Raw genomic sequence first — 25,580 nt, 5'->3', positions numbered from 1 at the left:
CGGCGGGCCGGTCCGGGCCGGCCCCGCCATCAGCAGCGGGTCACTTGGCGATCTTGTACTTGGCCAACAGGTCGCGGGCGTCCTGGACCATCTGCTTGCCGGGCATGCCCTTCTTGTCCATGTCGGCGACGAAGTCGTCGTAGAGCGGCGCCGAGACCTTGATCCAGTTGTCCAGCTCGGCGGCCGGGATCATCGTGAAGGTGTTGCCGCGGTCCTGCGCAGCCTTGCGGCCGGCCGCCTGGCTGCCGTCCCAGATCTTGCCAATGGCCTGCGAGTAGGCTGCGCCGCTGTTGGCGTCGATGACCTTCTTCAGGTCGGCGGGCAGGGCGTCGTAGCGGGCCTGGTTCATCGCGAAGACGAATACCGCGCTGTAGAGGGCCGGCCGGCTCGGATCGGTCTCGGAGTGGTACTTGACCATCTCATGCAGCTTCAGCGAGGGCATCACCTCCCAGGGCAGCAGGAAGCCGTCGATGGTGCCCTTGCCGACCGCGTCGACGATGGCCGGCAGCGGCATGCCCACGGGGCTGGCGCCCAGCGTCGACAGCAGCTTGTTGGTCTGGCGGGTCGGCGCGCGCATCTTCAGGCCCTTGAAGTCGGCCAGCGTGCGCACCGGCTTCTCGCGGGTGTGCACATAGCCTTCGTCGTGCAGCCAGATCGCCAGGATCTTGGTGCCCGGGAACTCCTTGAGGGCGTACTTCTGCAGGTAGTCCCAGGCGGCGCGGGCGCCGGCCTCGGCCGAGTTGGCCATGAAGGGCAGCTCGAAGACCTCCAGCGCCGGGAAGCGGCCGGCGGTGTAGCCCGGCAACGTGATGACCACGTCGGCCACGCCGTCCTTGACCTGGTCGACCAGCTGCGGCGGCGTGCCGCCCATGCTCATCGCCGGGAAGACCTGGCACTTCATCTTGCCGGCCGCTTCCTTGGCGATCTTGTCGCACCACGGCCCGATGACGTTGACCGAGGCCATGGCCTGCGGGTTCCAGATGTGGTGGAACTTGAGGGTGACTTCCTGGGCCAGGGCCGAACCACCCATGAGGAGGCCGGCGGCCAGGGCCAGGGTGCTGCGCTTGAAGGCTTGCGTGTCGAACATGCGGGGTTTCCTCGTCGTGTCGGGGGCAGGTCAACGCAGTGTCCTGCCGAAGACCGGGATTCTTCGGCCCGGCTGGCGAGCCGGTCACCCTGACTTACCCCAGGGACACCCCCGTGGTTCCGCGTGGCCCCGCTCAGGTCGCCATCTGCACGATCTCGCCGGCGTCGCTGGCCAGGACGATGCGGCGGTCGGCGTGAACCAACAGGGCCGGACGCAGGGCGGTGTCGACCTTGAACCGCGTGATCTCGTCGCCGCTGTGGCGATCCAGCACATGCACGACATGGCCCATGTCCAGCGCGTAGAGGTGCTGGTCGTCGCTGGCGAGTTCGGCCAGCACCGAGGCCCAGGCGCCCGATCGTCCGTCGTAGGCGGTGGTCCGGTGTCGCCAGCGCAGGGCGCCGGTGGCGACGTCGAGGGCGAAGATCCAGCCGGTCGGCGACCACAAGAAGGCGGTCTGGCCACTGACGTGGTGGGAGTTGATGAAGTTGCCCGCGTTGAACTTCCACAACACCCGTCCGCTGTCGATCGCGATGCCGTAGAGCAGCTCCTTGTAGCTGCCGGCCACGAGCACGTTTGCACCGACATGCAACTGGCGCAGGTACTGCCATTCGTCGGCCAGGTCGAGGGTCCAGATCGTGCGGCCGTCGTCGCGATCGACCGCGTAGAGGCGTCCGTTGCCGGGTCCGACCAGCACCCGATCGCCGACCACTGTCGGCGCATAGGACATCAAGGTGTCGGGCGTCGTGTCGACCCGCCAGAGCAGGTTGCCGTTTTGGGCGTCCAGGGCCTGCAAGGCGTGTCCATCACCCAGGTAGACACGGCCGCGGTCGAGGCAGGGCGTGCCGAACTGCAGGGTCGCCTGACGGCGCCAGTTCACCGCGCCGTCGGCCAGTTGCCAGGACGCCAGTGAACGCAGGCTGCCCACGAGGACCTGCCGCGTGTCGGCGCGCGGCCGGAAGACGGCGGGACCGGACAGGCCATGCGTGGTCTGCCAGACCGGCTCGGCCTGCCCGGGCCGCAGCAGGCCAACGCGGTCAGCGCCCGCATGAACGATGTCGGTCCCGGCTGCGCCGGGCGGCACCAGCCGTTGGTCGGCCACGTTCCAGCGCTGCACGGTCCTCGCCCCGGCAGCCCCTGCTTGGGCCGCCAGATGATCGGTGGCACCGCTGAGTGCTGCAGCGGCCAGGCCCCACAGGGCCTGGCGGCGGCTCAGGGTCACTGACACTTCGCGCCCTGCTTGATCCATTGCATCAGGATCAGCGTGTTGGGATGGTCGCGGTTCTCTGTCGGGCTGATGCCGGGAGGCATGCGGTTCTCGGCCAGGTGCTGCCACACGCCACTCTCGCCGGGCTTGCCAGGAATGATCACCTTGGTGGCCTTGTCGACGCCCTTGGCGACGGAGTCCGCGCCAAGCATGATGCCGTCGTAGCTTGTCAGGTCGAGCTCGTGGAAGCTCGGTGGTTCCTGGTTCGACATGTGGCATTGCGTGCAGGCCGGCGTGTTGGGGCCGAAGGCGTTCTCCTGCTTGAACAGCGGCATTACGCGAGACTGGAAGTTCTGGTCGTTTTTCGCGCCATTGGCGATCCAGTCGCGCACCAGCAGGTAGTTCGGCGTGTCGGTGGGGATGTTGAAGGCCGCACCCAGCGGCATCCGGTTGTTGCGCAGCCGGCGGATCAGCGTCTCGCGCTTCGGGTCCTTGCCCGGGGTGAAGAGCGCCTGTGCGGGCGCTTCGGTGCTGCCCTTGCGCAAGCCTTCGCAGGTCGACAGGTCCAGGCCGCGGTAGCTCTCGGACGGGTTGGTCGAGCTGTGGCAGGTCACGCAGGCAGCGCCTGGCCCGAAGGCATTGGGCGTGTGCATCAGCGTGCTGATGTAGCGCCAGGTGATCGGGATGTTCTTGTTGATGATGAGTTCCTGGACGATCGACGAGTCGCCGTCCTTCATCTCGATGCGACCTTCCTTGATCTCGTGCATCAGCTGGGCCGACAGCGAGGCATGTTTCTTCTCGTCGGCCTGGGCGGGCAGGGCTGCGACCAGCGTGAGCAAGGCGCCACCGAGTGCAAGGTTCAAGCGGCCGCTGCGAACCAGGGCCATCCAATGGTTTTTCATGAAATCTCCTCCGGGTTGGAAACCAAATTTTCCGGAGCAGGTCGCCACGCTGGATTAGGCGATTTAAGGAATCGTGGCGGCAGTCAAACGTCAGCCTTTCACAATGTGGGCGGCGCTTTCCCGTGCGGACTTGTCATGGCGCGTGTCGATCAGGAAATGGGCGGCCACGAGAATTGCGAAATGGCAAGAACGATCCTGAAACGTGCGCAAAACTCGGGTTCAACCTCAGGCTTGACCCTGGGGTGATCGATCCCTCGCGGGCATCGACGCGTGGCGCCAGTCAAGCGTGCGTCACGACAGATGCGGTCAAATCCTCGTGCGACGGGTCGACAGTGACCGCTGAGATTCAGGTGATATTCAGGAGAGTGACGTGAACAACTGGACGATGTGGATCGTGGGCGCCCTGTTGCTGGTCCTGATCGCGCTGGTGTTGGCCGCCAGGCGCCGCCCGGACACCTTCCGCATCGAGCGCAGCATCGTTGTCCCGGCCTCGGCTGCGCAGTTGCATGCGCTGGTCGACGATCTGCATCGGTGGGTCGACTGGTCACCTTGGGAAGGGCGCGATCCGGCGCTGGTGCGGCAATACGAAGGCGCGCCCAGGGGCGTCGGCGCGCGCTATGCATGGCAAGGCAACCGCCAGGTCGGCAAGGGGGCGATGGCGATCGTGGCGTCCGAGCCGCTTCGGCGCATCGAGCTGACGCTGGATTTCCTCGCGCCGTTCGAGGCCCACAACATCGCCGAGTTCACCTTCGAACCTGTCGAGGGTGGCACCCGTGTGGTTTGGGCCATGCACGGTCCGGCGAGCTTTGGCAGCAAGCTGATGGGGCTGGTCTTCAACATGGACCGGATGGTCGGCCGCGACTTCGAGCTCGGCTTGAAGCGGCTGGGCGAGCAGGCGCTGCGATCGGCGACTTGACCTCCCGGCGGCCGGTGGATCGGTCGCGTCCGGCGTCTTCGCTCAGTCCTGAAGTCCCGATGGGCCGGCCTCGGGCGAGATCCAGTGTCGCCAGATCGGCCCGGTGCTCATCAGCACCACCAGGTAGCGCACGATGTGGAAGGCGGTGACCAGCGGCACGCCCAGTTCCAGTGACCGGGCGGTGATGCACATCTCGGCGATGCCGCCGGGTGACGTGCCCAGCAGGACCGCAGCGGGGTCCAGGTCGGCGATCTGCGCGACGCACCAGGCAAAGCCGGCGGACAGTCCGATCATGCCCAGCGTGCCGAGCGCCACGGCACCCAGCCAGCGGGGTGCGGCATGCAGGAAATCGGGCGTGAAGCGGCTCCCCAGCGAGACACCGACGGCGAGCTGTGCGGCGGGTGCGAGCCAGCCGGGCAGGGCGCTGGGCTGCCAGCCTGCTGCACTGATCACCAGCGTGGCCAGCAGTGGCCCGAGCACCCAGGGATTGGGCTGATTCAAGCGGCGCATCAGCAGCGCAGCGGCAGCGGTCCCCGCCATGAGCTGCAGCAATCCGCCGAGGTCGATATGGCCGAGACGGCTCGCGCCCGTGGCGTCGTGGCCGTGGACCTCGGCGAACAGGTAGGCAAACGGAATGCCAACCACCACGATCATCACGCGCAATGAATGTGCGGCCGCCACGCGGTCGACCCGTGCGCCGACCTGTTCGGCGTACTGCGCCATTTCCGAGGCACCGCCGATGACCGACGAGAAGTAGGCGGTCGCGCGGTCGATCGATCCGGCCGGCTGGCTGGCCAGCAGCCAGCGGAAATACAGGTGGCCCAGCAGGACCGACCAGGCCGCGCCCAGCAGCGTCCACGGCGCCAGCGCGACCGTGCGGGCCGCCACCTCCGGCGTGAAGTACAAGCCCAGCGCCATGCCGATGGCCCACTGGCCGGCGTTGCGCAAGCGCTTCGACGACTGCACCGGCGCGCCGGCCAGGCTCAAGGCAGCGGTCAGCAACAGCGGGCCGATCATCCACGGCAGCGGCGTGTGCAGGGCCGAGCAGGCGGCACCGGCCAGCGTCGCCAGGGCGAGCGTCAGGGCCAGCCGGACGGGACGCGGCAAGGTCATCGCGGGAGGTGGGCGGGCGGACACGGGCAGGTCATGCGGGATGCCGTGCCTCGCCAAAGAAAAACCCCGCCGGGTGGCGGGGTCTGCAGGATCCTTGGCCGCTGCTGCGGCCGGGGATCACTTCTGGCCCAGGATCCAGGTGACCAGGGTCTTGGCCTCGGCTTCGCTGACGGCCGTGTTGGCCGGCATCGGCACGGGGCCCCAGACACCGGCGCCACCCTTGATGACCTTGGCGGCGAGCTTGTCCACGGCGTCCTTCTGGCCGGCGTACTTGGCGGCCACTTCCTTGAAGCCCGGGCCGACGACCTTCTTGTCGATGGCGTGGCAGGCCAGGCAGGCCTTCTTCTGGGCCAGGTCCTGGCTGGCGAAGGCCGGGCTGGCGATCAGCGTGGCGGCGGCGATGAGGGCGAACTGGAGCTTCATGTACGGCCTTTCAGTGGCGATGACGCGTGTCGTGCGACGTGCGTGGGAGGGTCGAACGGGTGGGGTAAATTGCGAATCGAGCGGATTCTAGTGATCCGCCTCGTCTTCGCTTGACACCTCCCTGACAGCCTCGGGCCGACTGGGAGGATCGATCGCTACAACGGCCTCGGGCCGCAAGAGGTGGACAGGCCATGGCCCTGGTGATGCTCGGATTGGTGCTGCTTGTCACGGGCTGGCTGGAGATCGGACCGGCGGCCGATTGGTCCTTGTGGGTGCGGCTGTTGCCCTTCGGACTCGCACTGCTCTGGTGGTGGTGGTCCGACGTCAGCGGACGCACCCGCCGGCTCCAGGACCAGAAGTACGAGGACCTGAAGAAGGAGCGCCGCCGCCGTCAGACCGAGGCCATCGGACTGAAGGACCGGCGGCGCAAGAAGCGTTGAGCGCGCCGTCTGGCCAGGCTCATTCGTAGCGGTCGAGCACGGCCCCGGCGCTGGCACTGGCCGCGTTGAACGCGAACTTGGCCAGCACACCCCGGGTGTAGCGCGGTGCGGGCGCGGTCCAGGCAGCGCGGCGGCGGGCGATTTCCTCATCGGGCACGTTGAGCTGCAGCAGCAGCTGGTGGGCATCGATGGTGATGGCGTCGCCTTCCTGCACGAGTGCGATCGTGCCGCCGGCGTAGGCCTCCGGGGCGACGTGGCCGACCACCATGCCCCAGGTGCCACCGCTGAAGCGGCCGTCGGTGATCAGGCCGACGCTCTCGCCCAGGCCTTGTCCAATCAGCGCACCGGTCGGGGCCAGCATCTCGGGCATGCCCGGGCCGCCCTTGGGGCCGAGGTAGCGCAGCACCATCACGTCACCGGCCTGGATCTTGCCGCCCATGATGGCGGCCAGCGCGGACTGTTCGTCGTCGAACACGCGCGCCGGGCCGGTCATCACCGGGTTCTTCAGGCCGGTGATCTTGGCCACGCAACCTTCGGGACTGAGGTTGCCCTTGAGGATGGCGAGGTGGCCCTCGGCATAGATCGGGTTCGAGACCGGCCGGATCACGTCCTGATCGGCGCGCAGCGGCGGCACGTCGGCCAGGTTCTCGGCCACGGTCTTGCCGGTGATGGTCATGCAGCCGCCGTGCAGCAGGCCGTGGTCCAGCAACGTCTTCATGACCGCCGGGATGCCACCGGCACGGTGCAGGTCGATGGCCAGGTAGCGCCCGCTGGGCTTGAGGTCACACAGCACCGGCACGCGACGGCGCACGCGCTCGAAGTCGTCGATGGTCCAGTTGACCTCGGCCGCATGGGCGATGGCCAGGAAATGCAGCACCGCATTGGTCGAACCGCCGGTGGCCATGATGACGGCGACCGCGTTCTCGATCGCTTCGCGGGTGACGATGTCGCGCGGCTTCAGGTCGGCCTTGACCGCCTCGACCAGCACGGCCGCCGCCAGCTTGACGTTGTCGACCACCTCGCCCTCGACGTTGGCCATGGTCGATGAATACGGCAGGCTCAGGCCCAGCGCCTCGAACGACGAGCTCATGGTGTTGGCCGTGTACATGCCACCGCAGGAGCCGCTGCCGGGGATGGCGCGGCGCTCGATCTGGCAGAAGTCTTCCTCGCTCATCTTGCCGGCGCTGAACTGGCCGACGGCCTCGAAGACGCTGACGATGTTGAGGTCCTTGTCCTTGTAGCGGCCCGGCATGATCGTGCCGCCATAGACGTAGAGGCTGGGCACATTGGCGCGCAGCATGCCCATCATGCCGCCGGGCATGTTCTTGTCGCAGCCGCCGATGACCAGCACGCCGTCCATCCATTGGCCGCCCACGCAGGTCTCGACGCAGTCGGCGATGACCTCGCGCGAGACCAGCGAGTACTTCATGCCCTCGGTGCCCATGGCCATGCCATCGGAGATGGTCGGCGTGCCGAAGACCTGCGGATTGGCGCCAGCCGCCTTCAGGCCCTCGACGGCCGCATCGGCCAGCTTCTGCAGTCCGGAGTTGCAGGGCGTGATCGTGGAGTGCCCGTTGGCCACGCCGATCATCGGCTTGCCGAAGTCGGTCTCCTGGTAGCCCATGCCGTAGTACATGGAGCGGTTGGGGGCGCGCGCGACGCCCTCGGTGATGTTCTTGGATCGGCGGTTGGCGCTGCTCATGTGGGGGCCTCGTGTGGAGTGGGTGGGGGACGCGGCCGACAAGGGCCGCGCGCGGCCCGAGGGTCGCGCATGTGGCACGCCATCGGCGTCCGGGTCGACCCTTATGATCGCGCCCCATGCTGGTCCATCCGCAGTTCAATCCCATCGCGCTCGACCTGGGTTTCTTCCAGATCCACTGGTACGGCCTGACCTATCTGGCGGCCTTCGGGCTGTTCTATCTCCTGGCCACGCGCCGCATCCGGCAAGCGCCCTATGCAGCCGGCAGCTGGACGCCCCGAGACGTCGAAGACCTGCTCTTCTTCGGTGTGGTCGGCGTCATCGTCGGTGGCCGGCTCGGCTACGTGCTGTTCTACAAGCCGATGTATTACCTGCAGAACCTGGCCGAGATCCCCGCGGTCTGGAAGGGCGGCATGGCCTTTCACGGCGGTCTGCTGGGCGTGATCGTGGCGATGCTGCTGTTTGCGAAGCTGCGCGGCCGGCGTGTCTTCGAGGTCACCGACCTGATCGCCCCTTGCGTGCCGACCGGGCTGGCCTGCGGGCGGCTGGGCAACTTCATCAACGGCGAGCTGTGGGGTCGCGCGGCCGACCCATCGCTGCCGTGGGCGATGGTGTTCCCGCAGAGCGAGAGCCTGCTGGCGCGCCATCCGTCGCAGCTCTACCAGTTCCTGCTCGAAGGCCTGACCCTGTTCGTGCTGCTGTGGTTCTACGCCCGCCGGCCGGCCACGCACCAGGACGCCCAGGGCCGACGTGTCTGGGGCCGCGTCAGTGGCTGGTTCCTGATCGGCTACGGCAGCTTCCGCTTCATCGCCGAAACCTTCCGCGAGCCCGACGCCTTCCTCGGCCTGCTGGCCCTGGGCATGAGCATGGGCCAGTGGCTGTGTGTGCCGATGGTGGCGGGCGGCGTGCTCGTGTTGTGGCTCGCCAAGCGCAGCACACGATGAGCCTCGGCGACGCCCGCGCCGTGCCGTGGCAGGCCGCTGCGCCGCTGCGTGTCCTGGGCATCGAGTCGTCTTGCGACGAGACCGGCATCGCGCTGGTCGAACTGCCCGACGGCGTCGCAGGCACGCAGCCAGCGGCCTTGTTGGCGCATGCCCTGCACAGCCAGATCGACATGCACCAGGCCTACGGTGGCGTGGTGCCCGAACTGGCCTCGCGAGACCACATCCGCCGGATCGTGCCGCTGCTGCGCCAGACGCTGGCCGAGGCCGGGCAGGCGCTCGATGCCGTCGACGTCATCGCCTACACGCGCGGCCCCGGCCTGGCCGGCGCCTTGCTGGTCGGTGCCGGCATGGCCTGTGCGCTCGGGCTGGCGCTGGGGCGGCCGGTGCTGGGCGTGCACCACTTGGAAGGCCACCTGCTGTCGCCCTTCCTGTCGGCCGATCCGCCGCAGTTTCCTTTCGTGGCGCTGCTGGTCTCCGGCGGCCACACCCAGCTCATGCGGGTCGACGGGGTCGGCGCCTACACGCTGATGGGCGAGACCATCGACGACGCGGCCGGCGAAGCCTTCGACAAGTCGGCCAAGATGCTGGGCCTGGGCTACCCCGGCGGTCCGGCGCTCGCCGCCCTGGCCACGCAGGGCGATCCGAAGGCGTTTGCGCTGCCGCGGCCCTTGCTGCGCGGCACCGAACTGGATTTCTCCTTCGCCGGCCTGAAGACCGCGGTCTGGACCCAGCAGAAGAAGCTCGAAGCCGCCGGCACCTTCGATGCCACGCGTCAGGCGGATCTGGCGGCCTCGACCCAGGCTGCCATCGTCGATGTGCTGGTGGCCAAGTCCATGCTGGCGCTGAAGGCGACCGGGCTGGACCGGCTGGTCGTCGCCGGCGGCGTTGGCGCCAACCGCGAACTGCGCCGCCAGCTGGACGCGCAATGCCAGCGTCGACGCGTGCGGGTCCACTACCCCGAGCTGCACCTGTGCACCGACAACGGCGCCATGATCGCCCTGGCCGGCGCGATGCGTCTGCGCAGCGGGCGCTCGCAGCCGACCACCGATTTCCACTTCGACGTGCTGCCGCGCTGGGACCTGGCCTCGGTCTGAACCTGCCCTGCCGCCGCGTCCACCTCACCCGAACCCACTGCCATGAAACCTGCCCTGCGTGCCGTCATCGAGGACCTGAGCGCCTCGCGCATCCGCGAGGTCGCCAATGCCGGCCTGGGCCGCAGCGATGTGCTGCCCTTCTGGTTCGGCGAGAGCGACGAGGTCACGCCGATCGCCGTGCGCGAAGCCGCCATCGCATCGATCGAGGGTGGAGAGACCTTCTACGCCCACAACCTCGGCCTGCCGCCACTGCGCGAGGCGCTGGCGCGTTATGTCAGCGGCCTGCACCAGCCGGTCGGCGCCGAGCGCATCGCGGTGACGTCCTCGGGCGTCAGCGCACTGATGGTGGCCCAGCAGGCCCTGGTCGATGCGGGTGACGAGGTGGTCGCGGTCGTGCCGGTCTGGCCCAACCTGACGGCACAGCCGGCCATCCTGGGCGCACGGGTGCGCTGCGTCAGCCTGCGGCCCGTGGCCGGGGCCTGGATGCTGGACCTCGACGAGCTGCTGGCCGCGATCACGCCGGCCACGCGTGTCCTGATCGTCAACTCACCGAACAACCCGACCGGCTGGACGCTGACCCGCGCCGAGCAGCAGGCCATCCTGGCGCACTGTCGGCGCACGGGCACCTGGGTCTTGTCCGACGAGGTCTACGAGCGCCTCTACTACGGCGATGCCGGCGAGGCCTGCGCGCCGAGCTTCCTCGACATCGCCGAGCCCGAGGACCGGGTGATCGTCGTGCACAGCTTCTCCAAGAGCTTCCTGATGACCGGCTGGCGGCTGGGCAACCTGGTCGCACCGGCCAGCGTGATCGAGCAACTGGGCAAGCTGATCGAGTTCAACACGTCCTGCGCGCCGGTCTTCGTGCAACGTGCCGGCATGGCCGCGCTGGCCGCCGCGCCGCAAGCGGTGCCGGCCCTGCAGGCCCACCTGCGACGCTGCCGCGACACGCTGGTCGGCGCCCTGCAGGCGCTGCCGGGCATCGAACTGGCCAGTCCGCCGGGCGCGATGTACGCCTTTTTCCGCGTGGCCGGGCAGGACGACTCGCTGGCCTTCGCCAAGCGCCTGGTGGTCGACCACGGCCTGGGCCTGGCGCCGGGCGTGGCCTTCGCAGACAGCGGCGAGGGCTGGCTGCGCTGGTGCTTCGCCTCGCGCACCCCGGATCGCCTGCTGCAGGGCGTGGAACGGCTGGCTGGGGCGCTGCGTCTATAATCGCGGGCTTCGCAGGTGGCGCGCGTCCGGGTTCCGGAGGCTCACGCGGCTTGCGGGATACGCACGGCGGGGGTCGGTTTCACCCCCTGACCGCAAGTGGCAACCCCGGAACCGACGCGACGGCACATGGCCGGACGGCGCGGTTTCGATCCTTCCAGGAAATCGACATGTCCGACATCAACAAGGCTGAGATCGTCGCCTCCAACGCCCGTGGCACCGGTGACACCGGATCGCCCGAGGTGCAGGTCGCGCTGCTGACCGCTCGCATCAACCACCTGACCCCCCACTTCAAGGCCAATGCCAAGGACCACCACGGTCGTCGCGGCCTGCTGAAGATGGTGAGCCGCCGCCGCAAGCTGCTCGACTACCTCAAGGCCAAGGACGCTGACCGCTACACCGCGCTGATCCAGAAGCTGGGCCTGCGCAAGTAACCACGCCATGCCGCCAAGAGCCTGTTGCCTGGACGACCTCCAGCACAGGCTCTTTGCGTTTGGCGGGTCCGATTTCCGGATCGGCCCGACGCCTGAGTCGCTCTTTTCTCCCGCCCCGCAACCCGTCAACCGGAGACCGGCAGCCGTGCGCGCTGCTGTGTCATTCCACCGAGACCGGTCATCCGCTGCAGGATGCGCCGCCGGCCTCGCTGGAATGGCATTGCGCCACGTCGTGACCGGCTCCAGGCGCCGCATCCCGCCCACCGGATGCCTGCACCAGGAGAACGCACCATGACCATGTTCAACAAAGTCACCAAGACCTTCCAGTGGGGTCAGCACACCGTCACGCTCGAGACCGGCGAGATCTCGCGCCAGGCCAGCGGTGCGGTCATCGTCGACATCGACGGCACCGTGGTGCTGGCGACCGTTGTCGGCGCCAAGAACCCGAAGCCGGGCCAGGACTTCTTCCCCCTGACCGTCGACTACATCGAGAAGGCCTACGCGGCCGGCAAGATCCCGGGCAGCTTCTTCAAGCGCGAGGCCAAGCCCTCTGAGCTGGAAGTGCTGACCAGCCGCCTGATCGACCGCCCGCTGCGTCCGCTGTTCCCGGAAGGCTTCTACAACGAGGTCCACGTCGTCATCCACACGCTGTCGCTGAACCCGGAAGCCTCGGCCGACATCGCCGCGCTGATCGGCTCCAGCGCCGCGCTGGCGATCTCCGGCATCCCGTTCAACGGCCCGGTCGGCGCTGCCCGCGTCGGCTATGTCAATGGCGAGTACGTGCTCAACCCGGGCCCGACCGAGCTGAAGAGCTCCAAGCTGGACCTGGTCGTCGCCGGCACCGAAGCCGCCGTGCTGATGGTCGAGTCTGAAGCCGACCAGCTGACCGAGGACATCATGCTGGGCGCCGTGGTCTACGGCCACGAGCAGGCCCGCGTGGCGATCGCCGCGATCAACGAACTCGTGCGCGACGCCGGCAAGCCGGCCTGGGACTGGCAGCCGCCGGCCCGCAACGAGCCGCTGATCGCCAAGGTCGCCGAGTTCGGTCTGGCCAAGATCGAGGCGGCTTACCAGATCCGCAACAAGCAGGCCCGCACCCAGGCTTGCCGCGCCGCCTACAGCGAGGTCAAGGCCGCGCTGACCGCCGACGGCATCGCCTTCGACAACGTCGACGTCGACAACCTGCTGTTCGAGCTGGAAGCCAAGACCGTGCGCGGCCAGATCCTGCAGGGCGAGCCCCGCATCGACGGCCGTGACACCCGCACCGTGCGCCCGATCGAGATCCGCACCGGCGTGCTGCCGCGCACCCACGGCTCGGCCCTGTTCACCCGGGGCGAGACCCAGGCGCTGGTGGTGGCCACGCTGGGCACTGACCAGGACTCGCAGCGCATCGACGCGCTGGCCGGCGAGTTCCACGACAAGTTCCTCTTCCACTACAACATGCCCCCCTTCGCCACCGGCGAAGTCGGCCGCATGGGCACGACCAAGCGTCGCGAGACCGGCCACGGCCGCCTGGCCAAGCGCGCCCTGGTGCCGCTGCTGCCGAACAAGGAAGACTTCGCCTACACGATCCGCGTGGTCTCGGAGATCACCGAGTCCAATGGCTCTTCGTCGATGGCTTCGGTCTGCGGCGGCTGCCTCGCGCTGATGGATGCTGGCGTGCCGATGAAGGCGCACGTCGCTGGCATCGCCATGGGCCTGATCAAGGACGGCAACCGCTTCGCCGTGCTGACCGATATCCTGGGTGACGAGGATCACCTCGGCGACATGGACTTCAAGGTGGCCGGCACGACCGCCGGCGTGACCGCCCTGCAGATGGACATCAAGATCCAGGGCATCACCAAGGAAATCATGCAGGTCGCGCTGGCGCAGGCCAAGGAAGCCCGTCTGCACATCCTCGGCAAGATGACCGAAGCCGTGTCCGGTGCCAGCACCGAGGTTTCGCAGTTCGCCCCGCGCCTCTACACCATGAAGATCAACCCGGAGAAGATCCGTGACGTGATCGGCAAGGGTGGCTCGGTGATCCGTGCCCTGACCGAAGAGACCGGCACCCAGATCGACATCGGCGAAGACGGCACGATCACGATCGCGTCGACCGATGCAGACAAGGCCGAACTGGCCAAGAAGCGCATCGCCGACATCACCGCCGAAGCCGAGATCGGCAAGGTCTACGAAGGCCCGGTCACCAAGATCCTGGACTTCGGTGCGCTGATCAACATCCTGCCGGGCAAGGACGGCCTGCTGCACATCAGCCAGATCGCGCACCAGCGCGTCGAGAAGGTCACCGACTTCCTGACCGAAGGCCAGATGGTCAAGGTCAAGGTCCTGGAGACCGACGAGAAGGGCCGCATCAAGCTGTCGATGAAGGCGCTGATCGAGCGTCCGGAAGGCATGGAAGAAGAGCGCTACGAGCGCGCCCCGCGTCGTGAATACGGCGATCGCGGCGACCGTGGTGACCGCGGCGGCGACCGTGGCCCGCGTCGCGAGCGCGGCGACCGTCCGGAGCGAGGCGAGCGCCCCGCCCGTGCCGATCAGCCGGCTGCTGAAGGTGGTTCGGCCGACGACGGTCGCGCCCAGGACCAACAGCAGCAACAGCAGTAAGACCAGCGCCGGCGTCGTCACCATGACCGACATGAACGCGATCGAGATCAGCCGTCCGGGCGAGCCCGAGGTGTTGCAGCCAACCCGGCGCGCACGCCCTGTGGCGGGTCCGGGCGAGGTCCTGATCCGCGTGTCGGCCAGTGGCGTCAACCGGCCCGACGTGCTGCAGCGCAAGGGCGTCTACCCGCCGCCGCCGGGGGCTTCGGACCTGCCAGGTCTGGAAGTCGCCGGAGTGATCGAGTCGGGTGACGCGGCCGGACTGGCTTCGGCGGGTCTGGCGATCGGCCTGCGTGTCTGTGCGCTCGTGGCGGGTGGCGGCTATGCCGAGTTCGTCAACGCACCGGTCGGCCAATGCCTGCCGGTGCCCGACGGTTGCACCGACGTGCAGGCCGCCGCACTGCCCGAGACCTTCTTCACCGTCTGGTCCAACGTCTTTGACCGTGCCCGTCTGCAGGCCGGCGAGACCTTGCTGATCCAGGGCGGCACCAGTGGCATCGGCGTCACCGCCATCCAGCTGGCCAAGGCCTTTGGTGCGACCGTGATCGCCACGGCCGGCAGCGATGACAAGTGCGCGGCCTGCGTCGCGCTCGGCGCCGACCACGCGATCAACTACCGCAGCGCCGACTTCGCCGCCGAGGCCCTGCGCCTGACCGGCGGCAAGGGCGTCGACGTGGTGCTCGACATGGTGGCCGGTGACTACGTCACCCGCGAGGTGAGCTGTCTGGCCGAAGACGGCCGGCTGGTGATCATCGCGGTGCAGGGCGGTGTCAAGGCCAGCTTCGACGCCAGTCTGGTGCTGCGCCGTCGCCTGGTCGTGACGGGCTCGACGCTGCGGCCACGCCCGGTTGCCTTCAAGGCGGCCATCGCATCGGCGCTGCGTGAGCGGGTCTGGCCGCTGTTGGCGACGGGCGCCATCAAGCCGGTGATCCACAGCACCTGGCCGGCCACGCAGGCCGCGCAGGCGCATGCCCTGATGGAATCAAACCAGCACATCGGCAAGATCGTGCTGACCTGGTGAGGCGCACCGCGTCTGACCTGAAGCAGTCCCTCATTCAACGAACACGAGACAACAGGAGCCCACGATGAGCGTCAAGCGCAAGCTGGTGGTTGGCAACTGGAAGATGCATGGCAGCCACGCCGCCAACGCCGAGTTGCTGCAGGGCGTGCTGTCGGCCCAGCCCTTTGGCTGCGACGTCGCCGTCTGCGTGCCCTTCCCGTATCTGTCCGAGGTGGCGGTGACGCTGGCCAAGGGCCCGCTGGCCTGGGGTGCCCAGGACGTGTCGGCCCATGAGCAGGGCGCCTACACCGGCGAGGTGTCGGCCGCGATGCTGGCCGAGTTCGGCTGCCGCTACGTGCTGGTCGGCCATTCCGAGCGTCGGGCCTATCACGGCGAGACCGATCAGATCGTGGCCGACAAGGCCAAGGCCGCGCTGGCGCGCGGGCTCACACCGGTCGTCTGTGTCGGCGAGACGCTGGCCCAGCGCGAGGCGGGCGAGACCGCCTCGGTGGTCAAGCGCCAACTCTCGGCGGTGGTGCATGCACTGACCCATTGCATCGGCGAGATCGTCGTTGCCTACGAGCCGGTCTGGGCCATTGGCACCGGCCGCACCGCCTCGCCCGAACAAGCGCAGGAAGTGCACGCGCTGCTGCGTGCCCAGCTCGCAGCGGCCACGCCGCAGGCCGCGCAGATGCGCCTGCTCTACGGCGGCAGCGTCAAGCCCGACAACGCCGCCATTCTGTTCGGCCAGCCCGACATCGACGGCGGCCTGATCGGTGGCGCGGCGCTGAAGGCAGCGGACTTCGTCGCCATCGCCCGCGCTGCGGGTTGATCGCCTCCTTCACATCGACACAAGAATCTTCCGGAACTCACGCCCCATGCAAGTCTTCATGAATCTGGTGCTGCTGGTGCAGCTGCTGTCGGCGGTCGTCATGATCGGCCTGGTCCTCGTCCAGCACGGCAAGGGTGCCGACATGGGCGCGTCCTTCGGTGGCGGCTCCTCGGGCAGCCTGTTCGGTGCGACGGGCAGCGCGAACTTCCTGTCGCGCTCCACGGCGGTCTGCGCCACGGTCTTCTTCCTGTCGACCCTGGGCATGGCTTACTTCGGCAATGTGCGCGGCACCAACACGCAAGGCAGCGTGCTGGACATCGGTGCGGCACCGGCGGCATCGGCTGTTCAAGCGGCTTCCGCACCGGCGCCAACGGGCGCCGAACTGATCCCCGGCGCGACGCCGGCCGCTGCTTCCAAGTAAGGCGCGTGCACCGACTTGTCGCGGGAGGGTGACGACAGGGTTTCGTCTGAGCATTTCCCTCGGGCAACACCTTGAGACAAACCCTAGTCGTGGATAGAATCGTAGGCTGTGCTGTTGAGCAAACCTCACGCGAAACAGTGCAGCAAATCAGCGTTTGATGGCAGGCCAGACCCAGCGGTCCGGCCAGGGTTCAAGGCCCGAAGAGACCGTCAGATTGCAGACATGCCGACGTGGTGAAATTGGTAGACACGCTATCTTGAGGGGGTAGTGGCGAAAGCTGTGCGAGTTCGAGTCTCGCCGTCGGCACCAGTTTTGAAGTAGTTGTTGTTGAGACGACCCGAGGGTTGGCTGCACATCCGGCAGTCGGCCTCGCGCCCTGACAGCGACGGCCTCTCGTCCTGCGGGCGGGGGGAGTCGAGCAGGGGAACAGTGGGCGCGCTGCGTGTGTGACTGAAGCGGGGACTTCCCCCTTGGTCACGACGGCGCGCCTTGTTTTTGGCGGATGCAAACCGGGTCCCGGCTCGGTGTGTGTGAGCCGGGGTCCGTCCCGGCGTGATTCGAGGCTGTGACCATGAACCTGGAAAACTACCTGCCCGTCATCCTCTTCATCCTGGTCGGTGTCGGGGTCGGGGTGGCACCCCAGGTCCTCGGCTTCCTGCTCGGTCCGCGTCGTCCTGATGCGGCGAAGAACTCCCCCTACGAGTGCGGCTTCGAGGCCTTCGAGGACGCGCGCATGAAGTTCGACGTGCGCTACTACCTCGTGGCCATCCTGTTCATCCTCTTTGACCTCGAGATCGCCTTCCTGTTCCCTTGGGCGGTCTCCTTGCGCGAGATCGGCGCGACCGGCTTCTGGGCCATGATGGTCTTCCTGGGCATCCTCGTCGTGGGCTTCATCTACGAGTGGAAAAAGGGTGCCCTGGACTGGGAATGACGCGCGCGATCACAAGGACTCATCATGGGCATTGAAGGCGTACTCAAGGAAGGCTTCGTCACCACCAGTGTCGACGCCCTGATCAACTGGTCGAAGACGGGCTCGCTGTGGCCCATGACCTTCGGCCTCGCGTGCTGTGCCGTCGAGATGATGCATGCGGGCGCCTCGCGCTACGACATCGACCGCTTCGGCATGTTGTTCCGGCCCAGTCCGCGCCAGAGCGACCTGATGATCGTGGCCGGCACCCTGTGCAACAAGATGGGGCCGGCGCTGCGCAAGGTCTACGACCAGATGGCCGAGCCGCGCTGGGTGCTGAGCATGGGCTCCTGCGCCAACGGCGGCGGCTATTACCACTACAGCTACTCGGTGGTGCGTGGCTGCGATCGCATCGTGCCGGTTGACGTCTACGTGCCCGGCTGTCCGCCGACGGCCGAGGCGTTGCTCTACGGCATCCTGCAGCTGCAGGCCAAGATCCGGCGCGAAAACACCATCGCGCGCTGAACGTCGCCACCGTCATGACGCAAAAACTCGACACCCTCCAGGCTGCGCTGCAGCGTGTGCTCGGCGACCGTGCCGCGCAACTCGTGCGTGAACGCGGCGAGCTGACGCTGACGATCAACCACCTCGTCTATGCCGACGTGGCACGCACGCTGCGTGACCATCCGGAGCTCGCCTTCGAGCAAATGATCGACCTCTGCGGCATGGACTACAGCGGCTACAAGGACGGCGCCTACGAAGGCCCGCGCTACGCCGCCGTGTCGCACCTGCTGTCGGTGACGCACAACTGGCGTCTGCGCATCTGCGTGTTCGCGGCCGACGACGACTTCCCCGTCCTCGCCTCGGTCACGCCGGTCTGGAGCGGCGCCAACTGGTTTGAGCGCGAGGCCTTCGACATGTACGGCATGGTCTTCGACGGCCATGCCGACCTGCGGCGCATCCTCACCGACTATGGCTTCATCGGCCACCCGATGCGCAAGGACTTCCCCGTCACCGGCCACGTCGAGATGCGCTATGACCCCGAGCAGAAGCGCGTCATCTACCAGCCGGTCACGATCGAGCCGCGCGAGATCACGCCGCGGATCATCCGCGAGGACAACTACGGCGGCTTGCACTGACGTGCCCGCCCAGGCCCGTCCCGTCCACCGTGCGCGAGTGAGCAACAGTCATGGCTGAAATCAAGAACTACACGCTGAACTTCGGTCCCCAGCACCCGGCGGCTCACGGCGTGCTGCGCCTCGTGCTGGAGCTGGACGGCGAGGTGATCCAGCGTGCCGATCCGCACATCGGCCTGCTGCATCGCGGCACCGAAAAGCTGGCCGAGCAGAAGACCTTCATCCAGTCGCTGCCCTACATGGACCGGCTCGACTACGTGTCGATGATGTGCAACGAGCACGCCTACTGCCTGGCCATCGAGAAGCTGCTGGGTGTCGACGTGCCCGAGCGTGCGCAGTACATCCGCGTGATGTTCAGCGAGATCACGCGCCTGCTGAATCACCTGCTGTGGCTGGGCTGCCATGGCATGGACTGCGGCGCGATGAACATGCTGATCTACTGCTTCCGCGAGCGGGAAGACCTGTTCGACATGTACGAGGCCGTTTCCGGTGCGCGCATGCATGCGGCCTATTTCCGGCCGGGCGGCGTCTACCGCGACCTGCCGGACACGATGCCGCAGTACAAGGTCAGCAAGATCCGCAATGCCAAGGCGATGGCGCGTCTGAACGAGAACCGTCAGGGCTCGCTGCTGGACTTCATCGACGACTTCACGCAGCGTTTCCCGACCATGGTCGACGAATACGAGACGCTGCTGACCGACAACCGGATCTGGAAGCAGCGCACCGTCGGCATCGGCGTGCTGACGCCCGAACGTGCGCTCAACCTGGGCCTGACCGGCGCCATGATCCGCGGCTCGGGCATCGCCTGGGACCTGCGCAAGACCCAGCCCTACGACGTCTATGGCCGCATGGACTTCGACGTGCCGGTGGGCGTCAACGGCGACACCTACGACCGCTATCTGGTGCGCGTCGAGGAAATGCGCCAGTCCAACCGCATCATCCAGCAGTGCTCGGCTTGGCTGCGCGCCAACCCGGGTCCGGTGATCACCGACAACCACAAGGTCGCTCCGCCCTCGCGCGTCGAGATGAAGACCTCGATGGAAGAACTGATCCACCACTTCAAGCTCTTCACCGAAGGCTTCCACGTGCCCGAGGGCCAGGCCTATGCCGCCGTCGAGCATCCGAAGGGCGAGTTCGGCATCTACCTCGTCAGCGACGGCGCCAACAAGCCGTACCGCCTGAAGATCCGTGCCCCTGGCTTCGCACATCTGGCCGCCCTCGACGAGATGTCGCGCGGCCACATGATTGCCGACGCGGTCGCGATCATCGGCACCATGGACATCGTTTTCGGCGAGATCGACCGATGAGCAAGCACCTCTTCTCCGACGCCACGCTGCAGCGCTTCGCGCGCGAAGTGGCCAAGTACCCGTCCGACCAGAAGCAGTCGGCCGTGATGGCCTGCCTGTCCATCGTGCAGCAGGAGCAAGGCTGGGTCTCGCCCGAGTCCGAGCGCGGCATCGCCGAGGTGCTGGGCATGGCGCCGATCGCGGTGCATGAGGTCACGACCTTCTACAACATGTACAACCAGCAGCCGGTGGGCAAGTTCAAGCTCAACGTCTGTACCAACCTGCCGTGCCAGCTGCGCAACGGCCAGGCCGCGCTGGAGCATCTGTGCGCCAAGCTCGGCATCGAGGCCGGTGGCACGACGCCCGACGGCCTGTTCACGGTCCAGCAATGTGAGTGCCTGGGTGCCTGCGCCGACGCGCCGGTCATGCTGGTCAACGACCGCAAGATGGTCAGCTACCTCAGCAACGACAAGCTCGATGCCGTGGTCGATGCCCTGAAGTCCAACGCCACCCTGGGTGCGTGACGCGATGACGCCTGAACAGATCACTGAACTCGACCGCGTGCTGGCGCCGTTCCAGGCGACCGGCGCCGAGACCTGCTTCCACGGTCGCCACGTCACGCCGCAGATCTATGCGGACCTTGACGGCAACAACTGGCACCTGGCCGACTACGAGGCCCGTGGCGGCTATCAGGCCCTGCGCAAGATCCTCGCGCAAGGCGAGGGCGTGGGCATGACGCCCGACCAGGTTATCGCCGAGGTCAAGGCATCGGGCCTGCGTGGCCGTGGCGGCGCGGGCTTCCCGACTGGCCTCAAGTGGAGCTTCATGCCGCGCGCGCTGCCGGTGCAGAAGTACCTGGTCTGCAACTCGGACGAGGGTGAACCGGGCACCTGCAAGGACCGCGACATCCTGCGCTTCAACCCGCACAGCGTCATCGAGGGCATGATCATCGCGGCCTACGCGATGGGCATCACGGTGGGCTACAACTACATCCACGGCGAGATATTCGAGGTCTACGACCGCTTCGAGGAAGCGCTGCGCGAAGCCCGTGCGGCCGGCTACCTGGGCAACAACATCCTGGGCAGCAGCCACACCTTCCAGCTGCACGCGCACCACGGTTTTGGCGCCTACATCTGCGGCGAGGAAACCGCGCTGCTGGAGTCGCTTGAAGGCAAGAAGGGCCAGCCGCGCTTCAAGCCGCCGTTCCCGGCCAGCTTCGGCCTCTACGGCAAGCCCACGACGATCAACAACACCGAGACCTTCGGTGCTGTGCCCTGGATCATCCGCAACGGCGGCGCGGCCTACCTCGCCTGCGGCAAGCCCAACAACGGCGGCACCAAGATCTTCTCGATGGTCGGCGACGTCGAACGTCCGGGCAATTACGAGATCCCGCTGGGCACCTCGTTCGCCCAGTTGCTGGAAATGGCCGGCGGTGTTCGCGGTGGCCGCAAGCTCAAGGCGGTGATTCCCGGCGGCTCGTCCGCCCCGGTGCTGCCCGCCCACATCATGATGGACATCACGATGGACTACGACGCCATCAGCAAGGCCGGCTCGATGCTGGGCTCGGGCGCCGTGATCGTGATGGACGAGACCCGCTGCATGGTCAAGAGCCTGCAGCGCCTGTCCTACTTTTATTCGCATGAATCGTGCGGCCAGTGCACCCCTTGCCGCGAAGGCACGGGCTGGCTGTGGCGCATGGTCGACCGGATCGAGAACGGCCACGGCCGTCCCGACGACCTCGCGCTGCTCGACAACGTCGCCGAGAACATCATGGGCCGCACCATCTGCGCGCTCGGTGATGCGGCTGCGATGCCGGTGCGCGGCATGCTCAAGCATTTCCGCGACGAGTTCGTGCACCACATCGAGCACAAGCGCTGCATCGTCCCGGCCTACGTCTGAAGCCCTGTTGAGATGCGGCGCTTCCACTTCCCCCATCCGACCCTGCGTGCCACCGGCATGCAGCGGGCGTCGTGAGCCGCGTCGCGGTTGAACACCATGATTGAAATCGAACTCGACGGCAAGAAGGTCTCGGTCCAGGAAGGCAGCATGGTGATGCATGCGGCCGAGGCGGCGGGCACCTTCATCCCGCACTTCTGCTATCACAAGAAGCTCTCGATCGCGGCCAACTGCCGCATGTGCCTGGTCGACGTCGAGAAGGCGCCCAAGCCCATGCCGGCCTGCGCCACGCCGGTCACGCAGGGCATGATCGTGCGGACCAAGAGCGACAAGGCCATCAAGGCCCAGCAGTCGGTCATGGAATTCCTGCTGATCAACCACCCGCTGGACTGCCCCATCTGCGACCAGGGCGGCGAGTGCCAGCTGCAGGACCTCGCGGTGGGCTACGGCAAGTCGGCCTCGCGCTATGAGGAAGAAAAGCGCGTCGTCTTCGCCAAGGACGTCGGCCCGCTGATCTCGATGGAAGAGATGAGCCGGTGCATCCACTGCACCCGCTGTGTGCGCTTCGGCCAGGAGATTGCCGGTCAGATGGAACTGGGCATGGCCCACCGCGGCGAGCATTCGGAGATCACGACCTTCCTGAGCGGCACGATCGATTCCGAGCTGTCGGGCAACATGATCGACATCTGCCCGGTCGGCGCGCTGACCAGCAAGCCCTTCCGTTACAGCGCTCGCACCTGGGAGCTGTCGCGCCGCAAGAGCGTCAGCCCGCATGACAGCACCGGCGCCAACCTGATCGTCCAGGTCAAGAACCACCAGGTCCTGCGCGTCGTGCCGCTCGAGAACGAGGCCGTCAATGAGTGCTGGATCGCCGACCGTGACCGCTTCAGCTATGAAGCCTTCAACAGCGACGCCCGCAACACCTCGCCGATGCTCAAGCAGGGCGGGCAGTGGAAGGCGGTCGATTGGCAGACCGCGCTCGAATATGTCGCCAACGGCCTGAAGCAGATCAGCCGCGACCATGGCGCCAGCGCCATCGGCGCATTGGCCTGTGCCACGTCGACCACCGAGGAACTGCACCTGTTGGCGCAACTGGTGCGGGGCCTGGGCAGCGACAACATCGACCACCGCCTGGGACGCAGCGACTTCCGCCAGGACGCCAACCGCGTGCAATGGCTGGGCACCCCGATCGCCAGCCTGTCGGCGCTCGACCGCGTGCTGGTCGTTGGCTCCTTCCTGCGCAAGGACCACCCGCTGTTCGCGCAGCGCATCCGCCAGGCTGCCCGTCACGGCGCGCTGGTGACGCGGGTGCACGGCGTGGCCGAGGACTGGCTGATGCCGGTGGCCGCCGAGGCCATCGCCGCGCCGTCTGAATGGGTGCGCTCGCTGGCCGAGATCGCCGCAGCGGTGGCGATGACCAAGGGCATCGCCGCGCCGTTTGATGTGGCCGCCGGCGACATCGCCAAGGCCATCGCACTGGGTCTGCTGGGCGGTCAGCGCAAGGCTGTGCTGCTGGGCAACGCAGCTGCGCGTCACCCGCAAGCCGCCGATCTGCAGGCGCTGGCGCAATGGATCGCCGAACACACCGGCGCGAGCGTGGGCTATCTGGGTGAGGGCGGCAATGCCGTCGGTGCCCAACTGGTCGGCGCCCTGCCGCGCAGCGGTGGCCTGGACGCTGGCGCGATGCTGGCCCAGCCGCGCAAGGCCTACCTGCTGTTCAACAGCGAGCCCGTGCTCGACGCCGCCAACCCGTCGCAGGCTGCCGCCGCGCTGGCCGGCGCCGAGATGGTGATCGCCTTCAGCCCCTTCAGCGCCAACGTCGAACATGCCGACGTCCTGCTGCCGATCGCGCCCTACACCGAAACCGGTGGCGCCTTCGTCAATGCCGAAGGCCGCGTGCAGAGCTTCCACGGCGTCGTGCGTCCGCTGGGCGAGACCCGCCCTGGCTGGAAGGTGCTGCGTGTGCTGGGCAATCTGCTGGGTCTGCCGGGCTTCACGCAGGAGACGGTCGAGGAAGTCCGCGCCCAGGCGCTGGGTGACGTCGCTGGCATTCCTGCCCGACTGGACAACCGCACCAGCGTGCTGGCCCAGCTGAACGCGCCGCTCCGTGGTCTGCAGCGCCTGGCCGACACGCCGATCTACGCCACCGACAGCGCAGTACGCCGCGCCGCGTCCTTGCAAAAGACCGCCGATGCGAACGCCGTGCCGGTGTCTCTTCCGGGCGCGCTGTGGACGGCGATGGGTCTGGGCGAAGGTGCCGCGACGGTGAGCGTCTCGCAAGGCGGCGCGGCTGTCACGTTGGCCGCCGTGCGCGATGACCGTCTGGCGGCAGACACCGTGCGCATCAGCACCGGCCTGGCCGCCACGGCCGCGCTGGGCGCCGCGTTTGGCCCGGTCACCGTCACAACCGTCTGAGCCTGGAACTGATCATGCTGGATACCCTGCAATCTTTCGGAAGCTCGACGCTGGGCGGTGCCTGGCCGGTAGTCTGGACGCTCATCAAGATCGTCTGCGTGCTGCTGCCGCTGATGGGCTGCGTGGCTTACCTGACGCTGTGGGAGCGCAAGGCCATCGGCTGGACCCAGGTCCGCCCGGGCCCGAACCGGGTCGGCCCCTGGGGCCTGCTGACCCCCATCGCCGATGCGGTGAAGCTCCTGTTCAAGGAGATCATTACCCCGACGGCGGCCAGCAAGGGCCTGTTCTACCTCGGCCCGATCATGACCATCATGCCGGCGCTCGCCGCCTGGGCGGTCGTGCCCTTCGGCCCCGAGATCGCGCTGGCCAACGTCAATGCCGGCCTGCTTTTCCTCATGGCGATCACCTCGCTGGAGGTCTACGGCGTGATCATCGCCGGCTGGGCCTCGAACTCGAAGTACGCCTTCCTGGGCGCGATGCGGGCCTCGTCGCAGATGATCAGCTACGAGATCGCGATGGGCTTTGCCTTCGTGGTCGTGCTGATGGTGACCGGTAGCTTGAACATGACCGACATCGTCATGGTCCAGACGCAGGGCATGTTCGCGTCGATGGGCGTGAACTTCCTGTCCTGGAACTGGCTGCCGCTGCTGCCGATCTTCGTCGTCTACTTTATCTCCGGCCTGGCCGAGACCAACCGCCATCCCTTCGACGTCGTCGAGGGTGAGGCCGAGATCGTCGCTGGCCACATGATCGAGTACTCGGGCATGTCGTTCGCGATGTTCTTCCTGGCCGAGTACGCCAACATGTGGCTGGTCGCGATCCTGACCGTCATCATGTTCCTGGGCGGCTGGGACGCCCCGTTCGCGGCGCTGGCATTCATCCCCGGCTGGATCTGGCTGGGCATCAAGACCTTCTGCGTCGTCACCATGTTCCTGTGGGTGCGCGCCACCTTCCCGCGCTACCGCTATGACCAGATCATGCGTCTGGGCTGGAAGATCTTCATCCCGGTCACCCTCGTCTGGCTGATCGTCGTGGGCCTGTGGATGCAGTCGCCCTGGAACATCTGGCCATGAGCCGCGTGAGCCCCGACCAGGAAACCACCATGTCTGCCGCAGCCCCCGTCAAGGACTTCTCCCTCAAGGACTTCCTTTCCAGCTTCATGCTGCTGGAACTGCTGAAGGGGATGAAGCTCACCGGCCGTCACTTCTTCCAGCGCACGGTCACCGTGCAGTTCCCGGAAGAGAAGACGCCGCAGTCGCCGCGCTTTCGCGGCCTGCATGCCCTGCGCCGCTATGAGAACGGCGAAGAGCGCTGCATCGCCTGCAAGCTCTGCGAGGCGGTCTGTCCGGCCATGGCCATCACGATCGAGTCGGACGTGCGTGAGGACGGCAGTCGTCGCACCACGCGCTACGACATCGACCTGACCAAGTGCATCTTCTGCGGCTTCTGCGAAGAGAGCTGCCCGGTGGACTCGATCGTCGAGACCCACATCTTCGAATACCACGGCGAAAAACGCGGCGACCTGTACTTCACCAAGGACATGTTGCTGGCCGTTGGTGATCGCTACGAAAAAGACATCGCAGCCAACAAGGAGGCGGACGCCAAGTACCGCTGAAGCGCCGAGCAG

25 protein-coding genes and 1 tRNA gene are annotated in these 25,580 nt (G+C 67.2%); 20 read left to right on the top strand and 6 right to left on the bottom strand.

Annotation, left to right across the window (positions count from 1 at the left end; genetic code table 11):
• Positions 1–40: 40 nt before the first annotated feature.
• The 3 genes from EV685_RS03925 to EV685_RS03915 form a co-directional block, all read right to left on the bottom strand.
• The gene (locus EV685_RS03925) at positions 41–1,087 is read right to left on the bottom strand and encodes a TRAP transporter substrate-binding protein (protein ID WP_130480636.1); all 1,047 of its coding nucleotides are present in this window, start codon (positions 1,085–1,087) and stop codon (positions 41–43) included.
• A gap of 133 nt (positions 1,088–1,220) precedes the next feature.
• Positions 1,221–2,306, bottom strand: coding sequence for an outer membrane protein assembly factor BamB family protein (locus EV685_RS03920; RefSeq protein ID WP_165396704.1), 1,086 nt, complete (start codon positions 2,304–2,306; stop codon positions 1,221–1,223).
• The gene (locus EV685_RS03915) at positions 2,303–3,193 is read right to left on the bottom strand and encodes a hypothetical protein (protein WP_130480634.1); all 891 of its coding nucleotides are present in this window, start codon (positions 3,191–3,193) and stop codon (positions 2,303–2,305) included. The genes EV685_RS03920 and EV685_RS03915 overlap by 4 nt, the downstream gene beginning before the upstream one ends.
• 370 nt (positions 3,194–3,563) lie before the next feature.
• Between EV685_RS03915 and EV685_RS03910 the strand changes: the two genes are divergently transcribed.
• Positions 3,564–4,109 carry an SRPBCC family protein gene (locus EV685_RS03910; protein ID WP_338054429.1) on the top strand — a complete coding sequence of 182 codons (546 nt, stop codon included), beginning with the start codon at positions 3,564–3,566 and terminating at the stop codon, positions 4,107–4,109.
• A gap of 42 nt (positions 4,110–4,151) precedes the next feature.
• On the opposite strand, the gene EV685_RS03905 is transcribed toward EV685_RS03910, so the two are convergent.
• Complete coding sequence (locus EV685_RS03905) at positions 4,152–5,222, bottom strand: AbrB family transcriptional regulator (protein WP_130480633.1); 1,071 nt, start codon at positions 5,220–5,222, stop codon at positions 4,152–4,154.
• 117 nt (positions 5,223–5,339) lie between these two features.
• Positions 5,340–5,645 (bottom strand): c-type cytochrome, encoded by a 306-nt coding sequence (locus EV685_RS03900; protein ID WP_130480632.1) that lies wholly within the window; start codon positions 5,643–5,645, stop codon positions 5,340–5,342.
• Between the two features lie 191 nt (positions 5,646–5,836).
• Between EV685_RS03900 and EV685_RS03895 the strand changes: the two genes are divergently transcribed.
• Positions 5,837–6,085, top strand: coding sequence for a TIGR04438 family Trp-rich protein (locus tag EV685_RS03895; protein ID WP_130480631.1), 249 nt, complete (start codon positions 5,837–5,839; stop codon positions 6,083–6,085).
• Between the two features lie 19 nt (positions 6,086–6,104).
• On the opposite strand, the gene ilvD is transcribed toward EV685_RS03895, so the two are convergent.
• Positions 6,105–7,787: a dihydroxy-acid dehydratase gene (ilvD, locus tag EV685_RS03890; RefSeq protein ID WP_130480630.1), complete on the bottom strand. Its 1,683-nt coding sequence runs from the start codon at positions 7,785–7,787 to the stop codon at positions 6,105–6,107.
• Positions 7,788–7,903: 116 nt separating this feature from the next.
• On the opposite strand from ilvD, the gene lgt reads away from it, so the two are divergent.
• The 18 genes from lgt (at position 7,904) to nuoI (ending at position 25,568) form a co-directional block, all read left to right on the top strand.
• On the top strand, positions 7,904–8,728 hold the full coding sequence (gene lgt, locus EV685_RS03885) for a prolipoprotein diacylglyceryl transferase (RefSeq protein WP_130480629.1): 825 nt from the start codon (positions 7,904–7,906) through the stop codon (positions 8,726–8,728).
• Positions 8,725–9,822 carry a tRNA (adenosine(37)-N6)-threonylcarbamoyltransferase complex transferase subunit TsaD gene (tsaD, locus tag EV685_RS03880; RefSeq protein WP_130480628.1) on the top strand — a complete coding sequence of 366 codons (1,098 nt, stop codon included), beginning with the start codon at positions 8,725–8,727 and terminating at the stop codon, positions 9,820–9,822. The genes lgt and tsaD overlap by 4 nt, the downstream gene beginning before the upstream one ends.
• Before the next feature lie 42 nt (positions 9,823–9,864).
• Complete coding sequence (locus tag EV685_RS03875; protein WP_130480627.1) at positions 9,865–11,031, top strand: pyridoxal phosphate-dependent aminotransferase; 1,167 nt, start codon at positions 9,865–9,867, stop codon at positions 11,029–11,031.
• A 167-nt stretch (positions 11,032–11,198) separates the two neighbouring features.
• Positions 11,199–11,462 carry a 30S ribosomal protein S15 gene (rpsO, locus tag EV685_RS03870; protein WP_420820800.1) on the top strand — a complete coding sequence of 88 codons (264 nt, stop codon included), beginning with the start codon at positions 11,199–11,201 and terminating at the stop codon, positions 11,460–11,462.
• A 291-nt stretch (positions 11,463–11,753) separates the two neighbouring features.
• Positions 11,754–14,063, top strand: a complete 2,310-nt coding sequence (gene pnp / locus EV685_RS03865; protein ID WP_130480626.1) for a polyribonucleotide nucleotidyltransferase — start codon at positions 11,754–11,756, stop codon at positions 14,061–14,063.
• Between the two features lie 31 nt (positions 14,064–14,094).
• Positions 14,095–15,081 (top strand): NAD(P)H-quinone oxidoreductase, encoded by a 987-nt coding sequence (locus EV685_RS03860; RefSeq protein ID WP_130480973.1) that lies wholly within the window; start codon positions 14,095–14,097, stop codon positions 15,079–15,081.
• A gap of 64 nt (positions 15,082–15,145) precedes the next feature.
• Positions 15,146–15,892 (top strand): triose-phosphate isomerase, encoded by a 747-nt coding sequence (gene tpiA, locus EV685_RS03855; RefSeq protein WP_130480625.1) that lies wholly within the window; start codon positions 15,146–15,148, stop codon positions 15,890–15,892.
• 46 nt (positions 15,893–15,938) lie between these two features.
• Positions 15,939–16,313: a preprotein translocase subunit SecG gene (gene secG, locus EV685_RS03850; RefSeq protein ID WP_130480624.1), complete on the top strand. Its 375-nt coding sequence runs from the start codon at positions 15,939–15,941 to the stop codon at positions 16,311–16,313.
• Positions 16,314–16,537: 224 nt separating this feature from the next.
• Positions 16,538–16,622 (top strand) — tRNA-Leu (locus EV685_RS03845).
• 262 nt (positions 16,623–16,884) lie between these two features.
• Positions 16,885–17,244, top strand: a complete 360-nt coding sequence (locus tag EV685_RS03840) for an NADH-quinone oxidoreductase subunit A (RefSeq protein ID WP_130480623.1) — start codon at positions 16,885–16,887, stop codon at positions 17,242–17,244.
• Between the two features lie 24 nt (positions 17,245–17,268).
• Entirely contained in the window at positions 17,269–17,745 is a 477-nt protein-coding gene (locus tag EV685_RS03835; RefSeq protein WP_130480622.1) for a NuoB/complex I 20 kDa subunit family protein, read from the top strand.
• A gap of 14 nt (positions 17,746–17,759) precedes the next feature.
• A complete protein-coding gene (locus tag EV685_RS03830; protein ID WP_130480621.1) occupies positions 17,760–18,359 on the top strand; it encodes an NADH-quinone oxidoreductase subunit C in 600 nt (199 codons plus the stop codon).
• A 50-nt stretch (positions 18,360–18,409) separates the two neighbouring features.
• Positions 18,410–19,663 (top strand): NADH-quinone oxidoreductase subunit D, encoded by a 1,254-nt coding sequence (locus tag EV685_RS03825; protein ID WP_130480620.1) that lies wholly within the window; start codon positions 18,410–18,412, stop codon positions 19,661–19,663.
• The gene (locus EV685_RS03820) at positions 19,660–20,166 is read left to right on the top strand and encodes an NADH-quinone oxidoreductase subunit NuoE family protein (RefSeq protein WP_130480619.1); all 507 of its coding nucleotides are present in this window, start codon (positions 19,660–19,662) and stop codon (positions 20,164–20,166) included. Before EV685_RS03825 ends, EV685_RS03820 begins: the two co-directional genes overlap by 4 nt.
• 4 nt (positions 20,167–20,170) lie before the next feature.
• Complete coding sequence (gene nuoF, locus EV685_RS03815) at positions 20,171–21,541, top strand: NADH-quinone oxidoreductase subunit NuoF (RefSeq protein ID WP_130480618.1); 1,371 nt, start codon at positions 20,171–20,173, stop codon at positions 21,539–21,541.
• Between the two features lie 96 nt (positions 21,542–21,637).
• Positions 21,638–23,953, top strand: coding sequence for an NADH-quinone oxidoreductase subunit NuoG (gene nuoG, locus EV685_RS03810; protein WP_130480617.1), 2,316 nt, complete (start codon positions 21,638–21,640; stop codon positions 23,951–23,953).
• 14 nt (positions 23,954–23,967) lie between these two features.
• The gene (gene nuoH / locus EV685_RS03805; RefSeq protein ID WP_130480616.1) at positions 23,968–25,026 is read left to right on the top strand and encodes an NADH-quinone oxidoreductase subunit NuoH; all 1,059 of its coding nucleotides are present in this window, start codon (positions 23,968–23,970) and stop codon (positions 25,024–25,026) included.
• Between the two features lie 29 nt (positions 25,027–25,055).
• Positions 25,056–25,568, top strand: coding sequence for an NADH-quinone oxidoreductase subunit NuoI (gene nuoI / locus EV685_RS03800; protein ID WP_130480615.1), 513 nt, complete (start codon positions 25,056–25,058; stop codon positions 25,566–25,568).
• Positions 25,569–25,580: the final 12 nt, after the last annotated feature.

Source organism: Sphaerotilus mobilis (genome assembly GCF_004216565.1).
GTDB lineage: Bacteria > Pseudomonadota > Gammaproteobacteria > Burkholderiales > Burkholderiaceae_C > Sphaerotilus > Sphaerotilus mobilis.
Note: the sequence above shows the minus strand (reverse complement) of the source record. Positions and strands in the feature narration are given on the sequence as shown.

Bases quoted from the DNA above. Each gene is read 5' to 3' on its own strand.
- EV685_RS03925 (WP_130480636.1), bottom strand. From the start codon at position 1,087: ATGTTCGACACGCAAGCCTTCAAGCGCAGCACCCTGGCCCTGGCCGCC.
- EV685_RS03915 (WP_130480634.1), bottom strand. From the start codon at position 3,193: ATGAAAAACCATTGGATGGCCCTGGTTCGCAGCGGCCGCTTGAACCTT.
- EV685_RS03905 (WP_130480633.1), bottom strand. From the start codon at position 5,222: ATGACCTTGCCGCGTCCCGTCCGGCTGGCCCTGACGCTCGCCCTGGCG.
- EV685_RS03900 (WP_130480632.1), bottom strand. From the start codon at position 5,645: ATGAAGCTCCAGTTCGCCCTCATCGCCGCCGCCACGCTGATCGCCAGC.
- EV685_RS03895 (WP_130480631.1), top strand. From the start codon at position 5,837: ATGGCCCTGGTGATGCTCGGATTGGTGCTGCTTGTCACGGGCTGGCTG.
- ilvD (WP_130480630.1), bottom strand. From the start codon at position 7,787: ATGAGCAGCGCCAACCGCCGATCCAAGAACATCACCGAGGGCGTCGCG.
- lgt (WP_130480629.1), top strand. From the start codon at position 7,904: ATGCTGGTCCATCCGCAGTTCAATCCCATCGCGCTCGACCTGGGTTTC.
- tsaD (WP_130480628.1), top strand. From the start codon at position 8,725: ATGAGCCTCGGCGACGCCCGCGCCGTGCCGTGGCAGGCCGCTGCGCCG.
- EV685_RS03875 (WP_130480627.1), top strand. From the start codon at position 9,865: ATGAAACCTGCCCTGCGTGCCGTCATCGAGGACCTGAGCGCCTCGCGC.
- rpsO (WP_420820800.1), top strand. From the start codon at position 11,199: ATGTCCGACATCAACAAGGCTGAGATCGTCGCCTCCAACGCCCGTGGC.
- pnp (WP_130480626.1), top strand. From the start codon at position 11,754: ATGACCATGTTCAACAAAGTCACCAAGACCTTCCAGTGGGGTCAGCAC.
- EV685_RS03860 (WP_130480973.1), top strand. From the start codon at position 14,095: ATGAACGCGATCGAGATCAGCCGTCCGGGCGAGCCCGAGGTGTTGCAG.
- tpiA (WP_130480625.1), top strand. From the start codon at position 15,146: ATGAGCGTCAAGCGCAAGCTGGTGGTTGGCAACTGGAAGATGCATGGC.
- secG (WP_130480624.1), top strand. From the start codon at position 15,939: ATGCAAGTCTTCATGAATCTGGTGCTGCTGGTGCAGCTGCTGTCGGCG.
- EV685_RS03840 (WP_130480623.1), top strand. From the start codon at position 16,885: ATGAACCTGGAAAACTACCTGCCCGTCATCCTCTTCATCCTGGTCGGT.
- EV685_RS03835 (WP_130480622.1), top strand. From the start codon at position 17,269: ATGGGCATTGAAGGCGTACTCAAGGAAGGCTTCGTCACCACCAGTGTC.
- EV685_RS03830 (WP_130480621.1), top strand. From the start codon at position 17,760: ATGACGCAAAAACTCGACACCCTCCAGGCTGCGCTGCAGCGTGTGCTC.
- EV685_RS03825 (WP_130480620.1), top strand. From the start codon at position 18,410: ATGGCTGAAATCAAGAACTACACGCTGAACTTCGGTCCCCAGCACCCG.
- EV685_RS03820 (WP_130480619.1), top strand. From the start codon at position 19,660: ATGAGCAAGCACCTCTTCTCCGACGCCACGCTGCAGCGCTTCGCGCGC.
- nuoF (WP_130480618.1), top strand. From the start codon at position 20,171: ATGACGCCTGAACAGATCACTGAACTCGACCGCGTGCTGGCGCCGTTC.
- nuoG (WP_130480617.1), top strand. From the start codon at position 21,638: ATGATTGAAATCGAACTCGACGGCAAGAAGGTCTCGGTCCAGGAAGGC.
- nuoH (WP_130480616.1), top strand. From the start codon at position 23,968: ATGCTGGATACCCTGCAATCTTTCGGAAGCTCGACGCTGGGCGGTGCC.
- nuoI (WP_130480615.1), top strand. From the start codon at position 25,056: ATGTCTGCCGCAGCCCCCGTCAAGGACTTCTCCCTCAAGGACTTCCTT.